This window comes from Haliea sp. (assembly GCF_040222615.1).
Classification (GTDB): Bacteria; Pseudomonadota; Gammaproteobacteria; order Pseudomonadales; family Halieaceae; genus Haliea.
This window is the reverse complement of sequence record NZ_JAVKCQ010000070.1, coordinates 1-22,559: the sequence shown is the minus strand read 5'-3', so window position 1 is coordinate 22,559 and position 22,559 is coordinate 1. Positions and strand designations below refer to the sequence as shown.

Annotated in this window: 22 protein-coding genes; 15 read left to right on the top strand and 7 right to left on the bottom strand. The window is 58.5% G+C overall.

The genetic code is table 11. From position 1 onward, the window contains the following. Nucleotides 1-13: 13 nt before the first annotated feature. From RJQ10_RS06345 to xylA, 5 genes are read left to right on the top strand one after another with little or no spacing between them, the layout of a single operon-like run. A complete protein-coding gene (locus tag RJQ10_RS06345) occupies nt 14-1,444 on the top strand; it encodes an amidohydrolase family protein (RefSeq protein ID WP_350144759.1) in 1,431 nt (476 codons plus the stop codon). Nucleotides 1,445-1,490: 46 nt separating this feature from the next. Then, nucleotides 1,491-1,994, top strand: coding sequence for a DUF2165 family protein (locus RJQ10_RS06340; protein ID WP_350144757.1), 504 nt, complete (start codon nt 1,491-1,493; stop codon nt 1,992-1,994). After that, entirely contained in the window at nt 1,991-2,386 is a 396-nt protein-coding gene (locus RJQ10_RS06335; protein ID WP_350144755.1) for a YciI family protein, read from the top strand. The genes RJQ10_RS06340 and RJQ10_RS06335 overlap by 4 nt, the downstream gene beginning before the upstream one ends. Beyond that, entirely contained in the window at nt 2,383-3,882 is a 1,500-nt protein-coding gene (xylB, locus tag RJQ10_RS06330) for a xylulokinase (protein ID WP_350144753.1), read from the top strand. The genes RJQ10_RS06335 and xylB overlap by 4 nt, the downstream gene beginning before the upstream one ends. A gap of 31 nt (nt 3,883-3,913) precedes the next feature. Then, entirely contained in the window at nt 3,914-5,233 is a 1,320-nt protein-coding gene (xylA, locus tag RJQ10_RS06325; protein ID WP_350144751.1) for a xylose isomerase, read from the top strand. Between the two features lie 35 nt (nt 5,234-5,268). Here the strand turns inward: xylA and RJQ10_RS06320 are convergent, their stop codons facing one another. The 3 genes from RJQ10_RS06320 to RJQ10_RS06310 all read right to left on the bottom strand — a co-directional run bounded on the left by RJQ10_RS06320 (nt 5,269) and on the right by RJQ10_RS06310 (nt 8,179). Continuing rightward, complete coding sequence (locus RJQ10_RS06320) at nt 5,269-6,900, bottom strand: NCS2 family permease (RefSeq protein ID WP_350144749.1); 1,632 nt, start codon at nt 6,898-6,900, stop codon at nt 5,269-5,271. 105 nt (nt 6,901-7,005) lie between these two features. Then, a complete protein-coding gene (locus RJQ10_RS06315) occupies nt 7,006-7,983 on the bottom strand; it encodes an isochorismatase family protein (protein ID WP_350144747.1) in 978 nt (325 codons plus the stop codon). Next, nucleotides 7,973-8,179: a tautomerase family protein gene (locus RJQ10_RS06310; protein WP_350144745.1), complete on the bottom strand. Its 207-nt coding sequence runs from the start codon at nt 8,177-8,179 to the stop codon at nt 7,973-7,975. Before RJQ10_RS06310 ends, RJQ10_RS06315 begins: the two co-directional genes overlap by 11 nt. Nucleotides 8,180-8,228: 49 nt before the next feature. Here RJQ10_RS06310 and RJQ10_RS06305 point away from each other — a divergent pair, with 49 nt between their 5' ends. Further along, on the top strand, nt 8,229-8,801 hold the full coding sequence (locus RJQ10_RS06305; protein ID WP_350144743.1) for a VOC family protein: 573 nt from the start codon (nt 8,229-8,231) through the stop codon (nt 8,799-8,801). A gap of 1 nt (nt 8,802) precedes the next feature. Here RJQ10_RS06305 and RJQ10_RS06300 read toward each other — a convergent pair whose 3' ends face one another. Further along, nucleotides 8,803-9,579: a hypothetical protein gene (locus RJQ10_RS06300; protein WP_350144741.1), complete on the bottom strand. Its 777-nt coding sequence runs from the start codon at nt 9,577-9,579 to the stop codon at nt 8,803-8,805. Beyond that, a complete protein-coding gene (locus RJQ10_RS06295; protein ID WP_350144739.1) occupies nt 9,579-10,592 on the bottom strand; it encodes a CobW family GTP-binding protein in 1,014 nt (337 codons plus the stop codon). Before RJQ10_RS06295 ends, RJQ10_RS06300 begins: the two co-directional genes overlap by 1 nt. Nucleotides 10,593-10,755: 163 nt before the next feature. Between RJQ10_RS06295 and RJQ10_RS06290 the strand changes: the two genes are divergently transcribed. The 7 genes from RJQ10_RS06290 to RJQ10_RS06260 all read left to right on the top strand — a co-directional run bounded on the left by RJQ10_RS06290 (nt 10,756) and on the right by RJQ10_RS06260 (nt 18,827). After that, nucleotides 10,756-11,910, top strand: coding sequence for a mandelate racemase/muconate lactonizing enzyme family protein (locus RJQ10_RS06290; protein ID WP_350144737.1), 1,155 nt, complete (start codon nt 10,756-10,758; stop codon nt 11,908-11,910). After that, nucleotides 11,907-12,989, top strand: coding sequence for an NAD/NADP octopine/nopaline dehydrogenase family protein (locus tag RJQ10_RS06285; protein WP_350144735.1), 1,083 nt, complete (start codon nt 11,907-11,909; stop codon nt 12,987-12,989). Before RJQ10_RS06290 ends, RJQ10_RS06285 begins: the two co-directional genes overlap by 4 nt. Next, nucleotides 12,986-13,888, top strand: a complete 903-nt coding sequence (locus RJQ10_RS06280) for a dipicolinate synthase subunit DpsA (RefSeq protein WP_350144733.1) — start codon at nt 12,986-12,988, stop codon at nt 13,886-13,888. The genes RJQ10_RS06285 and RJQ10_RS06280 overlap by 4 nt, the downstream gene beginning before the upstream one ends. Beyond that, nucleotides 13,878-15,224, top strand: coding sequence for a dihydroorotase (locus RJQ10_RS06275; protein ID WP_350144731.1), 1,347 nt, complete (start codon nt 13,878-13,880; stop codon nt 15,222-15,224). Before RJQ10_RS06280 ends, RJQ10_RS06275 begins: the two co-directional genes overlap by 11 nt. 67 nt (nt 15,225-15,291) lie before the next feature. Further along, a complete protein-coding gene (locus RJQ10_RS06270; RefSeq protein ID WP_350144730.1) occupies nt 15,292-16,764 on the top strand; it encodes an aldehyde dehydrogenase family protein in 1,473 nt (490 codons plus the stop codon). A gap of 19 nt (nt 16,765-16,783) precedes the next feature. Further along, entirely contained in the window at nt 16,784-17,560 is a 777-nt protein-coding gene (locus RJQ10_RS06265; RefSeq protein WP_350144728.1) for an SDR family NAD(P)-dependent oxidoreductase, read from the top strand. A gap of 46 nt (nt 17,561-17,606) precedes the next feature. After that, on the top strand, nt 17,607-18,827 hold the full coding sequence (locus RJQ10_RS06260) for an MFS transporter (RefSeq protein ID WP_350144726.1): 1,221 nt from the start codon (nt 17,607-17,609) through the stop codon (nt 18,825-18,827). 73 nt (nt 18,828-18,900) lie between these two features. On the opposite strand, the gene RJQ10_RS06255 is transcribed toward RJQ10_RS06260, so the two are convergent. Beyond that, nucleotides 18,901-19,764: an AraC family transcriptional regulator gene (locus tag RJQ10_RS06255; RefSeq protein WP_350144724.1), complete on the bottom strand. Its 864-nt coding sequence runs from the start codon at nt 19,762-19,764 to the stop codon at nt 18,901-18,903. A gap of 37 nt (nt 19,765-19,801) precedes the next feature. On the opposite strand from RJQ10_RS06255, the gene RJQ10_RS06250 reads away from it, so the two are divergent. Next, nucleotides 19,802-20,827: a fatty acid desaturase gene (locus RJQ10_RS06250; protein WP_350144722.1), complete on the top strand. Its 1,026-nt coding sequence runs from the start codon at nt 19,802-19,804 to the stop codon at nt 20,825-20,827. A 25-nt stretch (nt 20,828-20,852) separates the two neighbouring features. Here RJQ10_RS06250 and RJQ10_RS06245 read toward each other — a convergent pair whose 3' ends face one another. Next, nucleotides 20,853-22,190, bottom strand: coding sequence for an MATE family efflux transporter (locus tag RJQ10_RS06245; RefSeq protein WP_350144720.1), 1,338 nt, complete (start codon nt 22,188-22,190; stop codon nt 20,853-20,855). Nucleotides 22,191-22,337: 147 nt separating this feature from the next. On the opposite strand from RJQ10_RS06245, the gene RJQ10_RS06240 reads away from it, so the two are divergent. Continuing rightward, a partial coding sequence (locus RJQ10_RS06240; protein WP_350144718.1) for a hypothetical protein occupies nt 22,338-22,559 on the top strand: 222 nt, incomplete at its 3' end.

The following is a 22,559-nucleotide window of genomic DNA, read 5'->3' as shown; positions in this document are numbered from 1 at the left end:
GGAGAGCAAGCGGATGCGCACACTCATTGAACATCTCGATTTTGCCTGTACTGTCAACGGGAGCGACGAGGTAATAAAAGATGCTGCGGTACTCATCGAAGACCAATGGATCGCGGACATTGGCAGCACCACCGAGCTGCACAAGCGACACACGAGAGGCACCATCGACAAGATCATTGATGGCACATTGATCGGCATTTGCCCCGGCTTTGTCGACACGCACGTACACTTGTCGGAGACCCTTTCCCGAGCAGCATTTCCGGATCACTTGAATACACGGACCTGGGTTTTTCATTGGGCGAAGCCCTTTTATGCCCATGTCAACGAAGAAGACGAATATATCAGCGTTCTCCTCGGAGCGACCGAGATGCTTCGGGCCGGCACCACTTGCTTTCTCGACATGGGAGCCCAGAATGATCCGGGCGTTACCGTGCGCGCCATTGAACAAGTGGGCATGCGTGGGATTACCGGGCGTCATGCCGCGGACAATCCGCCAGAGCAGCTACCCAAGGGATGGAGCGAGGAGATGGTGGCGCACCACTTTTTCCCGGACACGCAAACAGCACTGCGGGAGCTGGAGGACTGCGTACGGCGCTGGGATGGGTCCGCCGGTGGCCGGATTCGTTGTTGGGTCAACATTGAGGGCAAGGAACCATGCTCCCTTGAGCTACACGTGGGCGCCAGGGCCCTCGCAGAAAAACTCGGCGTCGGCACCACGTATCATCTCGCTACCAGCATTGAGGAAGCCGATGTCTGCCAACGCAAGCACGGCTGTTGGCCACTGACGAGGATCGCGAATGCCGGGGGCCTGGGGTCGAACCTGGTCATAGCCCATGGCGCGGCGATCAGCGATGACGAAGTTGCGCTGCTGGCCCGCCACGACACAAGAGTCGCCTTTTGCCCCGGTACGTCCCTGAAGCTGGGCAAAGGGGCGACTTGCATCGGTAAATACCCCGAGATGATCGACGCGGGCGTGACCGTGGGCCTCGGCACAGACGGCGTATCGGCATCCGGCAATCTCAATCTCATGCGGCAGATGTACGCAGTGGCTGGCCTCTTCAAGGATGCCCGCAACGATCCTACGGCGATCGGTGCCCGGCAGGCACTACGCATGGCCACCATTGATGGCGCCAGAGCGCTTGACTGGGACAGGGAGATTGGCTCCCTGGAGGTTGGCAAGCGCGCGGACTTTATCCTGTTCGATCTTGACCATGTCGAGTGGACACCCTACACGGACCCTTTGCAAGCACTTGTCTGGTCGGCAACAAGCGCCAGCATCATCGAAACCTGGGTCGATGGTCAGGCCCTGTACCGGGAGGGCCGCGTGCAGACTGTGGACGAGACGGCTCTGAAACAAGAAGCGCGAGAACGCGCAGCGGCCATCGTGGAGCGTGCTGGGCTGGAATTCGACCACGGACCCTCTTCCACAAGCCTGTATGATTAAGCAAACTGGCTAGCGGAAGAGCGCCAACAGGACAGAGGAGGGAACCATGTACGTCGCAAGAATGGTAAAGATCTCGCTCGTCGCTTCTGCGGCGCTGTTGGCGACACTGGTCGCCTTCAACAACATTACCGATTACGACTCCAACTTCCAGTTCGTACGCCACGTGTTGATGATGGACACGACTTTCCCGGATAACAAGGGAATGTGGCGACGCTTGGAACATCCCGCGTTGCACCATTTGGCCTATGTTCTGATCATTGCGTGGGAGTGCGCGGTAGCCGTAGTCTGCTGGATCGGAGCGGTTCGCCTTTGGTCTGCACGGCTCGACCCCCGGGCCTTCAATGCCGCCAAGGGCCCCGCGATAGCGGGCCTTGGCCTGGGGATAGGACTCTGGTTTACCGGATTTGTAGTCATTGGTGCCGAGTGGTTTCTCATGTGGCAATCAAGTAGCTGGAACGGTCAGGAATCAGCGGCACGCTTCGCACTGCTGCTGGGTGTGATACTGCTTTACGTAAGCGCACAAGACCCGCCAGAAGCGTGCGACAAGTGAGCAGCAGGCAGGATGACGAGGGCATGGCGGCTGCACGGCGCCTGCGCGCTTCCGCGGAACGTCCCCGGCAGGAACTTTACCTGATCTACGGCCAGCATAGCGGTGACTTTTTGGCCTTGGGCCGGGCCCGGCAAGCGCACCTGGATTATTTGCATCAACTCGACATGAACGGCGAACTCGTCGCCGCCGGACCTCTTCTGGAAAGGGAGGGAACGAGTTATCAGGGCGCTGGATGTTTCCTGATCCGTGCTGCAGATTACGCAGCTGCACTGGAGGTTGCGCATAACGACCCGTATCACCGGGAGGGTGTACGGGAAAATCTGGTCTCAAGCTGGCTGGTCAGCGAGGGCAGTCTCTATCAGCTAGTCGCGACGCAGCGCGAACAGCTATGACGAAAGCGGGACCACCCGAGGAGCTGTTCCTGGGCATTGATGTGGGCACTTCCGCGTTGAAAACCGTCCTGGTTGATCCTGATGGTGACGTATGCTTCGAAGGCAGTGCCGAGTATGCAGTCAGCAATCCACAACCCATGTGGTCGGAGCAGGATCCACGCAGCTGGTGGCAGGCACTTGGCGAATCCCTGGAACATATGGCGGCGCAGGGCGCCCGCCTGGATGCCGTAAGAGCGATCGGTACCGCCGGACAAATGCATGGTGCCGTGCTACTCGACAGTGCGGGAACTCCCCTGCGCCCGGCCATCCTCTGGAACGATGGTCGCAGCGACGAGGAATGTCGCATCTTTGAAACTCGCCTGCCAGAACAGCGAAAACTGAGTGGCAATCTTTGCATGCCGGGTTTTACCGCACCCAAACTGATCTGGGTGGAGCGCAATGAACCCGAGGTTTTTAAACGCGTTGCGAAAGTGCTGCTACCCAAGGACTACTTATCCTATCGCCTTAGCGGTGATTTCCTGAGCGATTTTTCGGACGCCTCCGGGACACTGTGGCTTAACCCTCAGGAACGGAGGTGGGATGACCGTCTACTTGCTGCGTCGCATCTTACCCGTGAACACATGCCAGAGGTTTTCGAAGGTTGTCAACAGGCAGCACAGATTTCCCGCCTGGCAGCCGCTGAACTCGGATTACGGCCCGGCATCCCGCTGGTGGCGGGCGCCGGTGACAACGCAGCAAGCGCTGTCAGCCTGGGAATCACGGAGCCGGGAGCGGCGTTTCTGTCCCTTGGCACATCCGGCGTATTGTTCGCGCCCACAGCGACACACCGACCCCTGCCTGAAAAAACCTTGCATGCGTTCTGCCACTGTCTCCCTGACCGCTGGCACCATATGGCGGTCACGCTGTCAGCCTCTGATTGCCTGCGATGGCTAGGCGGCGTCGTGGGCAGATCACCAGCTGAACTTGATGGCTTGGCGTCAGCACGAACCAACACCGGGATGTCGCTGCTGTTCCTTCCTTACTTGTCGGGCGAACGCACACCACTCAATGACTCTGATGCGGTGGGTGTGCTTTTTGGACTAAGGGTCAGCACGACACTGGCAGAGATGGTGCACGCTGTGATGGAAGGCGTCGCCTTTTCTTTTGTCGACGGCTTGGAAACGTTGGCGGCGGCGGAAACATATGTTTCCCGGCTGACCATTCTCGGTGGCGGAGCGGGTTCCACGCACTGGCGTCAAATCTGCGCCGACGCCCTGGGCCTCCCGCTGGATTATCGGAACAGCGCCAATAATGGACCGGCTCTTGGCGCCGCAAGGCTCGCCATCATCAGCTGTATGGAAGGAGGACTTGACGAACGTATCGCTAATGTTTGTCGTCCACCCGGCATAATTCAAACACATGAACCGAATGCGTCGCGGCACGAACAGCTGCGCGCCACTTTCGAGAACTACCGGTCTCTATACACATCTACTCGTGACTTGATCGGCGCTCGCTGAACTGACTTCCGACAAACCTGGGAGAAGCGGCATGAACTATTTCGAACACATACCACCAATTGGTTATCGTGGCCCAGAATGCGACGAACCCTTTGCCTTTCGTCATTACGACCCTGACAGAGTCCTGGATGGCAAACCACTTCGCGATCATCTGCGCTTTGCAGTCTGTTACTGGCACAATTTTTGTTGGGAGGGTACCGACATCTTTGGCGAGGGAACCTTCCTGCGCCCGTGGCACCAGCTTTCTGACCCCATGGAAAGCGCACGCGCGAAGATGGATGCGGCGTTTGATTTCATGTCACTGCTTGGCGTTCCGTTCTGGACCTTCCATGATAGCGATATCGCTCCGGCCGGTGAAAGCTGGCGTGCGACCCGGGACAACCTGGAGCGAATGGTCGATTATGCGGAGCGTAAAATGGCAGATACAGGCCTCCGCCTGCTGTGGGGCACGGCGAATCTCTTCAGTCACCGTCGCTACATGGCCGGTGCCGCCACCAACCCCGATCCGCAAGTGTTTGCATGCGCTGCCGGACAGATACAGAAAGCTCTCGAAATCACACATCGGCTCGGCGGAGAGAACTACGTAATGTGGGGTGGCCGTGAGGGCTATGAGACGCTATTGAACACAGACCTGCGGCGTGAGCAGGAACAGCTTGGCCGGATGCTATGCATGACCGTCGACTACAAGCACAAGTTGGGGTTTGACGGTCCCATACTCATCGAGCCAAAACCGCAGGAACCCACCAAGCACCAGTACGACTACGATGTCGCGACGATCTATGGCCTTTTGACCCGCTTCGGGCTTGAGGGAGAAGTCAAGGTCAATATCGAGGTAAACCACGCCACACTGGCAGGCCACAGCTTCCACCATGAAATCGCGATGGCCCAGGCGCTAGGCCTGTTTGGCAGCGTCGACGCGAATCGTGGCGACTACCAGAACGGCTGGGATACGGACCAGTACCCGAACAGCGTTGATGAACTGGTGATGCCCTGCTACGAGATTCTACGCCATGGAGGCTTCACCAGCGGCGGGTTTAATTTCGACACCAAATTAAGACGTCAAAGCGTGGCCCCGGAGGATCTCTTCCATGCACATATTGGTGCAATGGACATCCTCGCGCTCACGTGGGAGAAAGCCGCGGCGCTGCTCGCCAGCGGCAGCCTGGACGACGCGAGAACTGCGCGTTACGAGAGCTGGGGAGGAGAGCTGGGCCAACCCATCCTAGGCGGAGACCACGACCTTGAATCGCTGGCGGCGGTAGTCGTGCGGGATGACCTGCAGCCGGAGCCAGTCAGCGGACAACAGGAACTGCTGGAAAATCGGGTTAACGCAGTCATTCACTCACGCTGACATCAAGGTACTCGGTTTGCGCGCGGAAGGACCGCTTAGGGATCATCACCTCGGCTGTCGTCAGCTACGCCCTCGGCAACCAGAGCGCTGCTGTCATCCACAAAAATCACCAAGTAGGGTGCCACCAGTAGCAGCACAGTCATGAGAGCGTAGCCAGATGCCCAGGGGGTCCAGTCAAATTGCAGCACGCCGATGATGTCGCCGGCGAGGTACTCGTAGCTGTGGATGAACCCGGCCAGAGACAGCAGGGCGCCAATGGCACTCCACAATGCCGCGACGTGAAACCGGCGTTCTATGATGTAGTAGATAATACCCGCCCAGAGCATGCTGGAGAAAATGTACCCCTGCCCTAGGGCAAACAGTCCGTCTACGTAGAAACTCCGCGAAGTGGCGTACATGGCCTCCAGCTCGGCATCAAACAGGTTGATGCCGGAGTGCGCTGAACCCACTGCCAGACCATGTTTGAGCACCAGACCGCCGAAGGCGGCTATTGCCGGCAACAGACCCACAATCACGGCCGGGATGTGTCGCTTTTCCGAAATCTGGAAATTTTGGGCGCACACCACTACCCCGATCCAGACGATAATCGCCATGATCGCCTCCACTGGGATCAGCCAGGTGAAAAACGTCAGGGTCCCGGTAAGACACACCAGGGTCCAGACCACCGCGTTGATCATGGAGTAACCGGCACGCGCGCCAATGCGCTTGTAACCCGGATGTCCGAGAAAAATCGATGTCGGAAAGGGCGAACCCATGCACGCGGCCCCGAGCGAGCCGAGCCCGTTGGTGAGCAGCAGAGGGCGCGGACGATAGGCATCTCCGGCGGCCGCCGCAGCTTCGATATTCTGCAGGGAGCCCACCAGAAAAACGAAACCCAGAGGCACGATGATCGGCAGGAACTTGACAGCGGAAGACAGTGATCCCCAGAGCGCGAAGATCTCGGGCATCGGCAGATGCAGACCGATGTACTCCGTGTTCAGTGGACTGCCCGGGACGACATGCACAACATCGAGAAAATGAAGCGTCCATGCGAGCAGCGTACCCATCGCGAGCACTACAAAGCCGCCCGGAATGCCCAGCCGAGGCCGTGCGCCGCTGAAGTAGAAAATACTGACCAGGGCGAGCGCGGGCATTCCGATGAGTGGTATGGCAAAAGAACGGATCATGTAATCCATCGACAGAAAGGCGATACCCGTGCCGGCAACCGCAACCAGCATCACCACCTGTGGCGTCACGCGCCGGATATAATGCACCACGAACGCGCCGAGGAACTCGATGGCACCCGAAACAATGCACGCTATCAGACCAGTGTGCCACGCTAGCCTGTCCGCGTCGGGCTTGTCCATGCCCAGGCTCAGGGCCTCCTGCTGAGTCGGAAACATCACCAGAAACACGTACACGATCAACGTCAGCGTGCTGATACCGTAGGGTATGGCACAGACATCATCGCGCCCTTCCTCTCGCGCCAGTTTCAGTGCCTGATAAAAATAGACGCCGTTGCCAATAATAAGGCTGACAGCAGCGCCCGGCAGTACCCTGGTAAACACCAGTTCCGGGTCAAAGCCCAGGAACCCGAGCAGCAGCGTGCTGATCAAGAGCAGCGCCAGCATGGAATCCAAGCCGAAGGCGAAGAAGCCCTCGACGTCCCCACGCACAAATGGTTTCATTGCTGGACCTCGCTGTGACCGGGAATGTTCATGCCAGGGTAACGGGCGCAACCGCATAGGCAACAGGCAGAGGCCCCCAAGAGCCGCGGCAGCGTGCCACGTTCTTCAGGGCTCGTACAGCTCGACGATATTATCATCCGGGTCGCGCAGGTAGATCGTCAGCCCATAGGGTCCGGGGCCGAGCTCTCGCTCAAACCGCACCCCCGCCGCCCTTGCTTTCTCGTCCAGCGCCCGAACATTTCTCACCCTGAACGCCAGATGATCCATCTGCTCCTGCGAGCCACTACCACCCTCGGTCAACCCCAGCCCCTGTTGTGTGACTGTGAGAGGACGGCCATCAGGCAGGGGTTTCGCGTCCGGCTTGCGAGTGAAGCCAAGCAGGTCCAGATAGAAGGTTTCGGAGACGGCCATATCCTTTACCTTGAGCAGTACGTGCCCTATTTCCACCGCCGCCGGCTGACGCTCCCGCTCAAGCCACGCAGTGAAATCCGCCGTGGTGCAGGTGATGCCGAAATAGTGGCGCCAGACCGCTTGGGCCGCTTGCTCCCACTCGGGGTTGACCCCTGCAATGCAGTCCTCGACCCCGATCACATCATAATCGCGCAGGTAGGCCTCACGCACGGTGGTTTCCACGCAAGCGTTGGTGGTGAGCCCAGTGATGAACAGGTGATCCACTCCCAGTTGCTCGAGCAGTATGTGCAACCGGGTTTCGTAAAAGCCGCCGAAACGATGCTTCCGGATGACATAGGTGGGATCACCTACCAGATCTGCCAGCTCATCAACCACGGCAGCATCCCAGGTCCCAGCGATTGCCGAAATTCCCTTGCGCTTGCTGGTGTGGGCTGGTAGCCGCTTGCGGCTCCGCCTGCGGTCAGACTCGAAGTGCTCCTGCAGGGTCCAGATCACAGGAAGCCGGGCTGCGTGGCACTGTTCAATCAATTGCCGTAAAGGCGGTATGACGGAGCGGAGGTGTCTGGTATCAAGGCCCGATCGACCTAGGGTACCCTCAGGATGGCAGAAAGCGTTTTGCAGGTCGATGACCAGAAGCGCGGCGTTGTCGCTGCTGAGTGCATCAAGCGTCATCTCTAGCCTCCTCCCGATCAATACCCAGCACACCGCCCCGTGCCCAACTGTCCTTTGGCACATCATGCACAATGATGTGCAGACCATCGGGATTCACGTCCGCGTGCTCAACCATGGCCTCGGTAATTGCTTTCACGAGCTTTCGCTTCTGTTCCACGGTCCGGCCTTCCCACAACTGAACGGTAACTACTGGCATTTACTCCACCTCCCTCATTGTTTCGGGCGCCTCTTTCTCACGCCACACTGTGATCTTTGTTTGTGATCATACCAGTTTTCAGCTAGGCTACAAGGAAATCTTTGCACCTGCGAAGCACTTCGGGCAGCGCTGCCGCGCGGCACTTGCTGCCGATTCGTTGTCAAACCTGCATAACAGCTCAGCCAGAGGAGACGGTCAAGTGATACAAGATGCAACTCTTCACCATGCCGGGATCAGTGTAGCTGACCTGCAGCGCAGCATTGCCTTTTACCGAGACCAGTTTGGCTTTGAACTGGACTCTCACGCCGTAATCCGCGAAGGCTTCGAGATTGCGCACCTGCGAAAAGGCAATGACTACCTGGAATTGTTTTGGCTGGCAGAGCACCTGCCCCTGCCCGATTCCGCCGGAGCGCTTGACACTGACCTCCGCATCATCGGCACCAAACACCTTGCTTTCGCCACTGAAGATGCGCACGCGGCCCACACAACACTGAAGGAAGCTGGTGTGCAGGTGGAGTCGGAGGTGCTGGTGGGCAGCACGGGTTACGACTATTTCTTCCTCAAGGATCCCGACGGAATCCTTGTCGAAATCGTCAGGAAGCGCCCACAACAGTCCGGATGATTCAATCGGCGAACGGCATGGTGGCGTCCGTCCAGGCGCCGGGCTGTATTCCATAGCCTATCGCATAATTATTGCCCGCCAGATCGGTGCCCGACACAAGCCAGAGCGGGTAGCGACAGTAATTCAGCAGGGGCCACCGCTCCGCCAAGATCTGGTGCGCTTGGTGCACGGGATCGCGGACGAAAAGCGCGTCGGCAGGGAAGTACTGAATCCTATAGTCAGACACTGATGAGCCGCTTTCCGCCGAACGTTGCTCACTGAATTGCAGCAGAGCCGGGTGATAAAAGAGTAGATCTCCCGGCCGCAACCGTAACTGCCGGCTCCCGGTAGCGACAAGCTCCGAATCACGGTGAGAGCCCGGAATGTAGTGAAACCATTGTTGCTCCAATACCAGCATGGCAGTCGCACCTGACAAGGGCGCCACTGGCCAGACTTCCCCCTCGCGGAAAAACTGCGAGGAGCTGGCGGGCGCCGCCATAGATGCGCCAAGACGGCTCTCAAACAGGACAATATGCTTGCCCAGCAGTTGCCGCAGCGGTTCCAGCACGGTTTCGGACTCGCACACTGCCAGGCAGTCCCAGCAATCGGGCTCACGGGCAGACCAGGCCCAGGGATTGTGCAGCGCGTGCCGTCGAACATAGGACAGGCCTGCACGCGGGCATAGTGTGTCGTGCAATGCAGTGCGCGATGGAAACGGAACCCGAGAGGGACACAGCCAGAGGCCCATGCGGGACCAGGAATCAATCCCATGTTCTGCGATGTCGAGGCCGCCTGGCATCAGAGGCCTCCCGCGAGGGACGCCAGCAAGCTGCGACGCACCGCCCCCGGTGGCAGATGCCGGGCAATCACCACAAGCCTGCTGTCACGCGAGCAATCTGGCCAGCCCGGGAGCTTTTGAGGCGCATAGAAGACCTGCTGGATACCGTCAATGACCACTGGGCTTGACTCACCTGCTACGTTCAACATGCCCTTGACGCGCAGTACATCGTCGCCCCGTGCGTGCAGAAACGCGCTCAACCACTCGCTGAAACGCCGCCAGTCCAGCGCTTCGCCAATGACCAGGGACTCACTGCCGACACCTGCTTTAGAATGTGTTGGGCCACTGCTTCCAAGTGTTGCCCAACGCTCCGCAGGATCACGACAGGGCCCATTCAGCAGGGAATCGACGACCACGCATCCGTGTTGAACCGGGAGACGTAGAGCGAGTGGATTCAAAGCATCCAATTCGACCTGCAGGCTTTGTATCTCGGCAGCCGTCGCCACGTCCATTTTGCTGATCAGTATCTGGTCAGCGAGCATCGCCTGCTTCCGGCTCTCGGGATATTCAGCGAGTTGTCCAATACCGAAAGCCCCGTCTACAACCGTGATCAACTGACGCAGCTGGAAACGTCGATTTATCGCCGGGTCCCCGAGTAGCGCATGCATCACGGGCGCCGGATCTGCCAGGCCGGAGGTTTCTATCAGCACATGAGAGAGCTGCCCGCCGTGCTGCTGACGCGCGGAGTCAAGCTCTTGCAATGTGCGACCGAGATTTTCTCCCGCCTGACAGCACAGGCAACCGGACTCAAGGAGCGCGATGTCCTCGGTCACGTTGGCCAACAACAGGTGATCGATACCGACCTCACCGAATTCATTGACAATGACCGCCATATCGCTTGCATCGGGGCTGCTCAGTACGTGCCGCAGGAGCGTGGTCTTACCGCTGCCCAAGAAACCGCTTATCACCGTAACCGGCACAAACCGCTCTGATGTCGCAGTGGGCGCATCTGAGAAAGGTATCAGGTGCATCATTTAACAGTCCTCTTTGTTCCAGCGAAGATTGTGGCATGCATCGGCAACAGGTTGACATTATCTGCGACGACAGCGTAGCATGTATGATCACAGTTTTGGATCACAAAATCCAATAACAAAATCAACTGTTTAACAATGCCTGTCGCATGCAGGGGATCCAGCCATGAAACTCACATCCTACGAAATCTACACCATTGAGCTCCCGAACCGGCGTCATCACACTTGGGCGAGTAAAATGACAGCACCTATCGGTCGACACATTATCGTCCGGCTGGATACGGATGCTGGCATTAGCGGCTGGGGTGAAGCGCCTGCGGGAATCACCTGGGGTGGTTCACAAATGCGGTACTATGGCGAATCACCTGAAACGGTAAAACACATTATCGAGCAGCACCTTTTGCCTGCAATCCACGGGCAAGACCCAAGGCAGATAGGGCTGCTGCATGCAATGATGGACAAAGCCGTGAAAGGTCACCCATATGCAAAAGCCGCCCTCGACATTGCCTGTTACGACATAGCCGGGAAGGCCGCCGGAGTACCTGTATATACGCTGCTTGGCGGCCAGTTCCGGGACCGTATCGAGGTCGCTCACTCCTTGGGTATCATGCCTGTAGAGCAGTGCATCGCAGAAGCAGAGCAAGCCATAGCGGAGGGCGCAAAAACCATCAAGTGCAAGACTGGCCTTGAACCGGAACGCGATATCAGACTGGTACGCGAACTTCGAGAGAAGTTTGGTGAACACATCAAGATTCGCGTGGACGGTAACGAGGGCTATCGAACGGTATGGGAAGCCATTGAGGTTACGAGAGCCCAGGAGGCCTTCGGCATTTTCCTCTGTGAGCAACCGGTTATGGGCGCCCGCGCCATGGCTATGGTTGCCGAGCGTATCGAGACCCCGGTCATGGCGGATGAATCTGCGTGGAACGTGGACGACATCCTCGAGCTGCATGAGTTCAAGGCTGCTTCCTGCTTTTCCTGCTATGTGACCAAGCCCGGAGGCCTGTATCGGGCCAAACAGCAGGCTGACCTCGCGCAGACGCTGGGCTTCTATTCCGATATTGGTGGCTCGATCGAGATGGGTATCGGCAATGCTGCGAATCTTCACCTGGGGGCCGCATTGCCAATTGCCATACTGCCCTCGGTCACACCGACTACACGGCCGGCGGGCGCAATTGGCCCGGAGATCTGCGGGAGCTACTATCTCGATGACATCGTGACCCAGCCATTCGGATTCGAAGATGGATGTGTCCTGGTGCCGGAAGGACCCGGCCTGGGTATTGAGGTCGACATCGACAAATTGGAGAAATACCGCGTATGACTCGTATCTGCGTCATCGGGGCAGGCAACGGCGGTCTCAGCTGCTGCGTTCAGTTGGCGCACGCAGGACACCAGATAGCGCTCTGGAACCGCTCTGAAAAAACACTCGATCCTCTGCGGCCTGCAGGAATCGGGTATCGAGGGCTTCTGGGGAGCGGCTGGATTCAGCCCGATTATATTGGCACAGACCTGGACGCTGCGGTCGGCAACGCGGAAGCCATAGTCATCAGCCTGCCAACATCCGCACACGAGGGCGTGGCCAACCTGCTTGCCACGCGCGGCATCACCAATATCCCCGTGATACTCAACCCCGGACACACCGGAGGCGCGCTGGCCTTCCGGCATGGCTACCAGTCGACAGGGCAGCCCTGCCCGCCGCTGGTGGAGTTTTCAACGCTGTCATACGTCGCTCGCATGAGCGACCCCGCCACCGTCGACATTACTGGCGTAGCCGGCCGCGTCTGGGCGGCACCCATGGCCGGACATATGGACGCGCTTGCCCTGGCCTGCGAGCTGTTCCCGAACGCCGAACCGTTGGCAACTGTGCTGGGCAGCAGCTTGGCCAACGTCAACATGGTATTACACCCGCCGGGGGCGATGCTTGCGGCAGCCTGGGTCGAGGCCACGCAGGGTAACTTTACCTTTTACGTCGACGCAATGACCCCCGCTGTCGCCGGGGTCATCAAGGCGCTGGATCGGGAACGGCTGACGCTGGCCCGGGCCTTTGGACAGGAACTGCCCGACCTTGAGCAGGAAATGAGGGCTATCGGAACCATAGACAACGAGACTTCAGACCTGGATCTCGCTACGCTGATACGCACTGGTACACCAAACCGCAAAATCATGGCGCCCGACTCATTGGCCCACAGATACTACATTGAGGATTTCTGGTTTGGTCTCAAGCCTTTTATTGCCCTCGCGGCTGTCGCTGACGTGGACGTGCCAACGGCCAAGGCGCTACTGGCGCTGGCCGACGCAGCCAAGGCCGGCGCGGCGCCCGCTGGCCGCGACGCCCGCAGCATGGGTATCGAAGGAATGGACCTGCCAGCTTTACAACGCTACGTGGAGACAGCAGCATGAAAGCCCCTAAAAGCTGGCAGGATCTGACAATAGCCATCGTCGGTGGAGATGAGCGCGAGCAGGAAATCGCTCGCCTCGCAGCCGACACCGGAGCGTCGGTAAGCGCATTCGGCTTTCCGTTTCCTGATGAGGGCATCGGCGGCGTGAACCTGGCATCCTCAGCATCAGACGCCCTGCAGGACGCACATATTGTCCTGTTCCCGATTCCAGGCATGACCATGGACGGGGCGATCTTCGCCACGGAGAAAATCGTCCCGGATCGCGCGCTTCTTGCGCACCTCAGGCCGGGCGCCCGGATAATACTTGGCACCGCGGACGACGGGCTGAAGTCAGCAGCCAGGGAACTGGGTATCGCGCTCCATGAATACGAATCAGACCACGAACTCATGCTGTTGCGAGCCCCCGCCATCGTCGAGGCCGCGATCCGCGTTCTAATCGAGAACACCCGGATAACCCTGCATGGAAACGCAATCTGTGTCGTCGGCTTTGGTAACATTGGATCTGTGCTGGTAAGGACGCTGGTGGCCATGGGCGCACACGTAACGGTCGCAGCACGCAACCCGGTACAACGGGCCATGGCCTATACGATGGGAGCGGAGAGCATGCATACTAATGACTTGGAAGCACGCGCCCGTGACTTCCCTATCATCATCTCCTCGGTACCGGCACCGCTAATCAACCATCAGGTCATCGATTCGCTGACCCAGGACACACTGCTGGTAGACCTCTCCGCGCCGCCGGGAAGCATCGATTTTTCCTATGCGGAGCGGCGCGGTTTACGCGCAATCTGGGCCAGAGCACTGGGTCGACGAGCACCAGTTACTGTGGGTGCCAGCCAGTGGTTTGGCATCCGCAAGCTCATCACTTCCGCTCTGTGGGGGAACGACAATGAAAGCTGACTTGAGTATCCGCAACGCCCGGGTCGTCGATCATCGCGGCGAATTCTTCGGCGGTGTTGCAGTAAGAGATGGCAAGATCGCCTGTGTCGCGCAAAATGAGGACCTGCCACCAGCTAACCGCGAGATTGATGCAGACGGACATGTGTTGATGCCCGGACTCGTAGATCCGCACTGTCATCTTGGCGTAGCTTATCCGTTTGCCGAGGACATGCGCAGCGAGACCGCTCAGGCAGCGCGTGGAGGAATCACTACCATTCTTCTCTATATTCGTAATCTGCAGCCTTCCTATATCGATTTTTATGCTGAGCGACGGGCCTTGGCCGAGGCCAACGTGCTGGTAGATTTTGGGTTCCACTTCGGCATTCAGCGAGAGGAACACATCCAGGAAATTCCGCGCATCGTCGAAGCGACGGGCGTTCAGTCTTTCAAACTCTACTTCGGTTACGAAGTCGAAAACCCCATCGGCATTGTTCCAGCGACTGACGGCTGGGTATACGCGACAATGCGTCAAGTCGCGAAATTGCCCAAGGGCGTGGTGTCAGTGCACTGTGAAAACACAGCCATAGCCGGTTGGATCAAGAAGGAGGTAATGGCAACCGGACGCCAGGATCTGGGCGCCTACACAGAGTCGCGGCCGGCCTTCTGCGAAGAAGAGACCATCAAGCGCATGATTTTCCTCGCCGAGCGGACCGGCTGTCCCCTGCAGGTCGTGCATACTTCAGTAGCGGCAGGTCCCCAACTGGCGCGCAACGCCCGGGCCCGAGGCCTGGACGTCAGCATAGAGACCTGTCCACACTACCTCGTCCGCACCTGCTACGACGAGGACCTGGACATGCGCGCAAAGATTTCGCCGCCGCTGCGGGCACAGGAAGAGCAGGACGGGCTGTGGGAAGCCATGCTCAGCGACGGCATCGGCAATATCGGCAGTGACCACGTGCCCTTCCTGCCCAAAAAAGGTGAGGACCTCTGGACAGAATTCCCGGGCGTGGTTTCTTTTCCCTGGGAGTTACCACTGCTCGGCACCCATGGGGTGCTGCGACGTGGGTTGTCATTACCAGATTTGGTGAAGGTCAATTCATTTGGGCCCGCACGGCGTTTCGGGATGTACCCCCGCAAGGGCTCCCTTGAAGTGGGCACCGATGCCGACCTCGTATTGCTCGATATGGATACGGAACGGGTGGTGACACACACCGGCAAGGGAACCTGTATCTATGAAGGCATGGCGCTCAAGGGCTGGCCACGGTTGACTGTAGCCGGCGGCAGGATAGTCTTTGAAGACGGCGAGGTCGATGAATCCGGCTTCGGCCAGGGCCAGTGCGTCACGGTCCCGTCGTGACCCATGATCGCCGCAGTCGACGGCACATCAATCCAGAAAGCGAAGGCCGGACGGTCGAGAGGTCCCCATGAAAGAGCATCGAATACCCCTCGCGGGAAGTTGGCGGTCCGTTGGCGAGTTGTACACCGAGATCACCAACCCGGCCGACGGCCGCGTAGTCTCTCGCGTGCCGGCACTGGAGCGCCAGGATGTGGACGCAGCGGTATCGGCAGCACAGGAAGCGCTGCGCACATCGGACTGGGCCTGGGATGGCCGCCTCCGGGCAGATGTGCTGCTACAGTGGGCCGATCGACTTGCCGACCGGGTGGATGAGATCGCCGAGCGCCTGGTGCTGGAGAACGGCAAGGTTCGGCGCGAAGCACGCTTTGAAGTCGCCAACCAGATCCAGGTCATCCGCTATAACGCAGGACTGGCACGATCGCTCGCAGGGCGTTCGCATTCACTGGGTCGCCATGTGGCAGGTCTGGTCACTGTCGAACCCATGGGCGTAGTCGCTGTTATCTCACCCTGGAACTGGCCGATTGCTTTACTCACCCGCGACCTGGCACCGGCGCTGGCGGCCGGCAATGCGGCTCTTTGCAAACCCGCTTCGCAGACCGCCGGTGCTACCGCCGATTTTTTGGCGACACTGGCGGAGGTCGGGGATTTGCCTCCCGGCATACTCAGTGTAGTCACCGGCAGCGGCAGCCGCGTAGGCCAGGCCATGGTCGAGCACCCTGGCATCAACATGATTGCTTTTACCGGTGATGGATCCACGGGACAACGTATCCTGCGCGACGCCGCACCCACCTTCAAGAAAGTCGTGCTTGAACTTGGCGGCAAGTCGCCGTTCGTCATCTGCGCAGATGCTGATCTCGACAAGGCCGCGGGTGAACTGGCGAGTGCCATTTTCACCACCACCTCCGGACAAATCTGCACGGCACCGTCCCGGGCGCTGGTGGAAGCGAGTTGCTTTGAAGAGATTGCCGAGCGCCTGTGCAGCATCGTGGCGAACATCAAGTTGGGCGATGGCCTCAACGAGAACAGCACCATGGGGCCCCTGACGACCCGCGAGCAATATGACAAGGTCGTGCGCCACATCAGAGAGGCAAAACAGAACTGCAGGCTGCTCGCAGGCGGCGACATTCCTGAGGCAGCGTCGGTCAATGACGGGCTGTTCGTAGGTCCAACAATCTTTACTGACATCCCGCCGGGGGCACCGCTCCTGCATGAGGAAATTTTCGGACCAGTACTGACACTGCAGAGTTTCTCTACGGACGAAGAGGCAGTGGCGCTGGCAAACAGCACCAGCTTCGGCTTGTCGGCCGCCGTTTTCTGCCGTGATCTCAATCGTACAATGCGCCTGAGCCGGGAGATACGAGCAGGAACAGTTTGGGTAAATACCTATAACCGTTTCTATCCTGAAACCGAAGTCGGTGGCTACGGTGATAGCGGTATCGGACGGATGGCGGGAGAAAGTGGGTTGCGCGAATTTACCCAGACCAAACATATCAACCTCGACTTCACGCCGGGGACAATCCGCGTTGGTCGCGTGGGCTGACGACAGCGAGGAACATTGAATGGAACGGCATCCCAAACTGGCCTTGATCACCGGTTCGGCCCGCGGACTGGGATTCGACATGGCACGACACCTGGGCCAGGTGGGCCACCGGGTCATCGTGAGCGACCTCAATGACGCAGCAGTCGCGGACGCTGTCGCTGCTCTGCGCGAACTCGGTATCGACGTTATCGGCAAAACCCTTGACGTCACCGATGCAGCATCGGTGACCGACGTCTTTGCCGACGTTCGGAAGGAAGTGGGTGTTGTCGACATACTGATCAACAACGCGGGCATCTGCAAGGATACCCCGGCACTGGAAGTGGAAATGTCCTTGTGGCAGGCAAATCTGGACATCATGCTCACCGGCGCCTTGTCCTGCGTTCGGGCAGCCGCCCCGGGCATGATTGAGAAAGGCTGGGGCCGGGTCATCAACATGGCATCCCAGATGAGCTTTACTGCATTTGGTCGGGACGTGGCCTATTGCACGGCCAAGGCCGGCATTCTGGGTTTAACGCGTTCCCTGGCGATGGACCTAGGGCCCTACGGCATTACCGTGAATGCCATCTGTCCCGGTGTCATCGAGAGTGCCATGCTCGAGGAAGTTGCAAAAAAGGTCGAAAAACGAGACGGCCTGGAAGACGGCGATTTTCTCCGCTCCCGGGCTGCCGCCATACCACGGCGGAGGATTGGCCAGTGCGCTGATGTCAGCAAGCTGGCGACCTTTCTCTGCAGCGACGACAGCGACTACATCCACGGTCAATCTCTCCACGTTAATGGGGGCCTGTTGCTGACGTAGTAGCCGTAACAAGTTGCACTCTCGTCCGGAATTCAGGAAATCCGCCATGAAAGGTAAAGCCAAACACAAAATAACAAGCCTGCGGGAAATCGTGAGCCTGGGCACCCTTGGCACCGTGGGTAACCTCGCGGCTTTCGCCCTGCCAGTCATTGTCGGTGCCCTGGTCGACAGCCTGGGGCTGAATGCCCGCGAGGGCGGCTTTGTCGGTACCGCCGAAATGGTCGGCCTGGGGATGGGGACCATCGTTTTTTCGCGAGTGATACTCACAGTGAGCTGGAGGAAGTTCGCCACCTTTGCAATCCTGCTGTTGGCAGTGACCAACGCGCTAGCGCCATATGCCACCGACCTTTATGTTCTTTACGGGCTGCGGGTGCTGTCCGGTCTCGGGGGCGGCATGTTGATTTCCATGGGTGCGGCGGGCCTCTCCAGTACGCGCTCGCCAGAACGGGTTCTCGGCTCTATCGCTATCATTTCCATGCTCTTTGCCGGTGCTATGCTGTATTTGCTTCCCATGATTCAACAGGCCGCCGGGATCAAGGTCATGTTCCTGACGATTGCCCTTATAAACTTGTCCTTGCTATTCGCCGTGCCCTTGCTACCGCCAAAATCGCCCTACGTGGCAGCTCTCGAAAGCTCCGACAACGAAGTGCTCAACCCTGCGGGCACAGGAGCTGCTGAAGCTCAGGAATTACCGGCGCCCACGGGCAGCCCGCTGATCAGGCTGTCCACCCTGGCTGGCATCTTCCTGTACTTCACAGCGGCGATGGCCTTCTGGGTGTATGTGGAACGGGTGGGTGTCGCGGCTGCGTATACAACTGAACAAGTGGCACAGGTTCTCGGCACGTCACAGCTCTTCGGGGCCGCTGGAGCGATGACCGCAGCCATATTGGGCACTCGACTTGGCAACCGTATCCTGCCGGTCGCCTTCGGAACCCTTCTCGCAGCCACCTGCGCCTTTCTTATGACACGCGAGAGCCAATTGGCGGTCTATGCGATTGCCGCCTGCGGTTTCATATTTACATGGAGCGTGCTCTACCCCTACTTCATGGGCATCGGTATCTCCCTGGATCCTTCCGCGAAGCTGGTTTCCTATTCGATCGTCCTGCAGACCGTGGGCAAGGCGGCTGGGCCTTGGCTGGCGGCAATGCTGGTTACGGAGGACAGCTTTGCACCCGTCTACTGGCTCTGCTGTGTGCTCTTTGTCGCCTCCCTGATCACGCTGCTGCCCGCCACACTGACTACGGATCGCAAACTCCGCAGGGTTTAGCAGACACCACCGCTGCCAATTGATCCAGCGGCCTGCTGCACGCTCTATGCTGCGAAATCATCTTGACGATGTGCTAGCGTTCAACCGCGGCACCGACAGCCCAGGCACGTCGACGCCACTCCCCGGGGGAGACACCGCAGTGCTGGCTGAAGACCCTGGAGAAATGCTGTGGATTCGCAAAACCCACACGATACCCGATCTCACCAACGCTCAACCCCGTGCTGACCAGCAGCCGTTCTGCAGCTGCGATACGCAGCCTGCGGAGGTACTGCTTGGGAGTGCTGCCGGTATCGCGCTTGAATAACTGAATCAGATGCGCAGGCGAGGTGCCGGCTACACCCGCCAGACCTGCCAGGGTCAGCGGTTCATGCAAGCGCTGTTCCATACTATTTTGTGCCCGTTCCACCGCTGCGTGCAAAGGTTGCCTGGGTTCGTCCATGCAGCCAGCAGCGATCAAAAAACCGTACAGCATTGCCCGAATCAAACTATCGCGATATCGCTCCTGCAAGACGCCAGATCGTGGATCGACCGCATATGCCATCGCGGCAAGCGAACGCATGTCCTGGGAAAACGGCAAGACCATCGGACGCCGCTTGAGACGCTGCAGGCTCCAGGGTTGCAGGTTCGGTTTTGCTACGCCACACCAGCCATGACGGGTCGGGCCATCCAGGCCGAACCAGAACCGTTCCCGATGCCTCGGCGCCAGTAAGGTCATCTCACCTGCCGCCAGCGCGTACTGGCAATCCTCTACCCGAACCCGCATCGCGCCGCTGTAGACATATACCAGCTGGAGATTTTCCTGCCAACGGGGACCCAGCACCGAATATTGTTCATAGACAACATCGCCAATAAAATACCCGCTGTTTTCTTCGAAAATCTTCATTGCAGACAAATATTCCAGATTTGGAGACAACCCACAAGGCATTTGATCACTCATTATTACACCCTGCGCCAACAGCCAAGAGGAGCAGCCAATGGATGACCAAACTGCACAGTCTCAACAAACCGCTCAAGCACAAATAAAGTGGTATCGATCGCCCGTCCCACCGGAGGTACTGCGATCACTGAGCCGGCCAGATAATACTCGCGGGGCCCTGCAGGCAGGTGGCCACCTGGGCCTCGCCTGCCTGACAGGCGCCATGGCCTACTGGTGCAGTTTGCACTTCGCCTGGTATGTCCTGCTGCTGGCATTGTTTATTCACGGGACCGTCATGACAATGATGTTTGCAGCGGTGCATGAGTTGAGTCATGAGCGCGTCTTCAGCAACAGCAAAGCCAATCGCGCCATGCTTGGCCTGTTTTCCTTCCTTACCTGGTACGACTATCCGCTCTACCAACTAAGCCACCGCGCGCACCACCGGTTCACACTGCATCCACCAGCGGATGAGGAAGTCCTGCTCCCCCAAAAAATCACCCTCGCCAACTTCCTTGCCAATACTCTGGTGGATCCCCGGGAGTTTTTTCACAAGCTGCGTTATTTCTCGCGTATGGCCCTGGGCAAGCCAACAGGCAGCTGGGAGAAGCGAGTCTTCGAGTCGGCAGGAGCAAAAGCGCAGCGGTCGGTCATCAACTGGGCACGCTTGCTCTTGCTGGGCCACGGTCTCATCGTCCTCGTCAGCCTTTACTTTGGAGAATGGATGATCCCGGTGCTTGTGTCGTTGGCAACGTTCTATGGACGCGGCTGGCTGATGACACTTGTCGGCATGCCGCAACACATGGGGCTGCGCGACAATGTCGATGACTTTCGGCTCTGTTGCCGAACCATAACCCTGAATCCGCTCCTGACCTTTCTTTACTGGCGGATGAATTACCATACAGAGCATCATATGTATCCGGCCGTACCTTGCTACAACCTGCCAAAACTGCATGCGTTGATCAAACACGATCTGCCGCACACGCACCATGGCTTGCTCGCCACCTGGCTGGAGATTGCATACACGATGAGCCGTCAGCAATACGAGCCCGCTTTTCAGTTCGAGCCCACCCTGCCACGAAAATAGGGCGAGCGTAGCGTCGATTTCACTGTCAGTTCCCATCGGCTGCGCCAACAGGCAATCTGCGCAACCAACGATTGCTGCGAAATCGCCAGCAAAGAACCGACGTTTTCACCGCCTGATCCACCAGTAGGATGCCAAACAACCAGACTACCGCCATCTCCTGAATGATGATTACCGTGGCGAGCGGCAATCTTACGAATACAGCGGCGCCTATACCGATAAGCATGGGAAAACGGGTATCACCGGCGCCCCGCATAGCCCCCGCCAGGATCAGGTCGACGGTGAGCAACGGGAGCAGGAAAGCCAGTACACGAACAAACTGCACCGTCAGTTCCATTACCGGCGGATCCGTGACCATCAGAGCCGCAACCGGTTCCGCAGCCAGCAGCAGAATGACCGCTACCGTGGACATCAGAGCAAGGCCGGCCTTCAAGGCGGTCCAAGCTGCGGCTCTGGCTCGATCTTGATGGCCCTCGCCAATACTCTGGCCCACGATCGCCGAGGCCGCAATAGAAAAACCAAGAGCGATCACCGCAGCAACGGACAACAGAGCCAGGCCAATACCGTAAGCGGCGAAGGCATGCTTTCCATGAAAGCCCACGAACCAGGCAAAACCGAGCATGGCGAACTGCATAACTAACTGCTCAGTTACGGCCGGCCATGCTATCCGGGCGAATAGCTGTAGCCGCGGCAGGGTTATAGGAACGGCAGTGGTCCAGGGCAGGCGGAGCTTCCCGCGCCGCCACTGTCCGAGGTACAGCAAAGCGCACAGCAGGTAAGCCGAGCCCCAGCCAATAGCCGCACCACTCACACCTTGCCCAGGTATGCCCCAAAAACCCTTGGTTAGGACCCAAGCTGCCAAAACGCTGCCAACGTTCGCCAGTAAGCCTATATAAAGCGGAGTCATGGCATCACCCACCGCTCTAAGCACGGTCCCCAACACAATTACCACAGACTGTGTGATGGCAAAGACAGACACCCAGCGAATATAGACAATCGCCTGCTCCCTGGCAGCACCTTGCAACTGAAAGAATTCAGCAACTGACGGTGCAATTGCAATCACGATTGTCGCCACAGTGGCGACGCTGACAAGACTCATCAACAGGCTTATGCGGGCGAAGCACCCGGCTAGTAAGAGGTCACCAGCCCCCCAAGCCCGCGACACCAACGCGGTGGCGCCAGCGCTGACTCCCATGAGCACGGCGAAAAATAGAAAGAGCACCCGCTGGCCGGCGGTCACCGCCGCAACTGCATCGGCACCAAGGTCAGAAACGACACGGATGATAAACAGGGTGGATAAAGTGGCCAGCAGGAATACGCCGATGGATGGTCCGGCAATGGCGGAAATACTGCGTAGTTTTGCCACAGAATACTGCTCCTTACGACACCAATCGGCGCCCGAATCTCCAGCGCTCGGTAAAGTGCATTGCCAGCTTCTACCTATGCGGCCATGATATCATATCGTGATCACAACAAACGATGACTCATAACGTCGTAAGAGGAGCACATTGCTATGAGCACGCTCAGCCCCCATCCCTGCGGCTCGCCCTACAATCTGAGCAAGGAGCAGATCACTGCGTTCCGCCGCGATGGGTTCATCAAACTCAAGAACGTATTCACTCCCGAAGAACTTGCATATTGGCGCCCTATCTTCGGTGAGGTCATGCGGGTAAAAAGGCGCGACCTGCCCTACGCTGATATCAATATCAAGGAGCGTGACCTCTACAACCAGGCC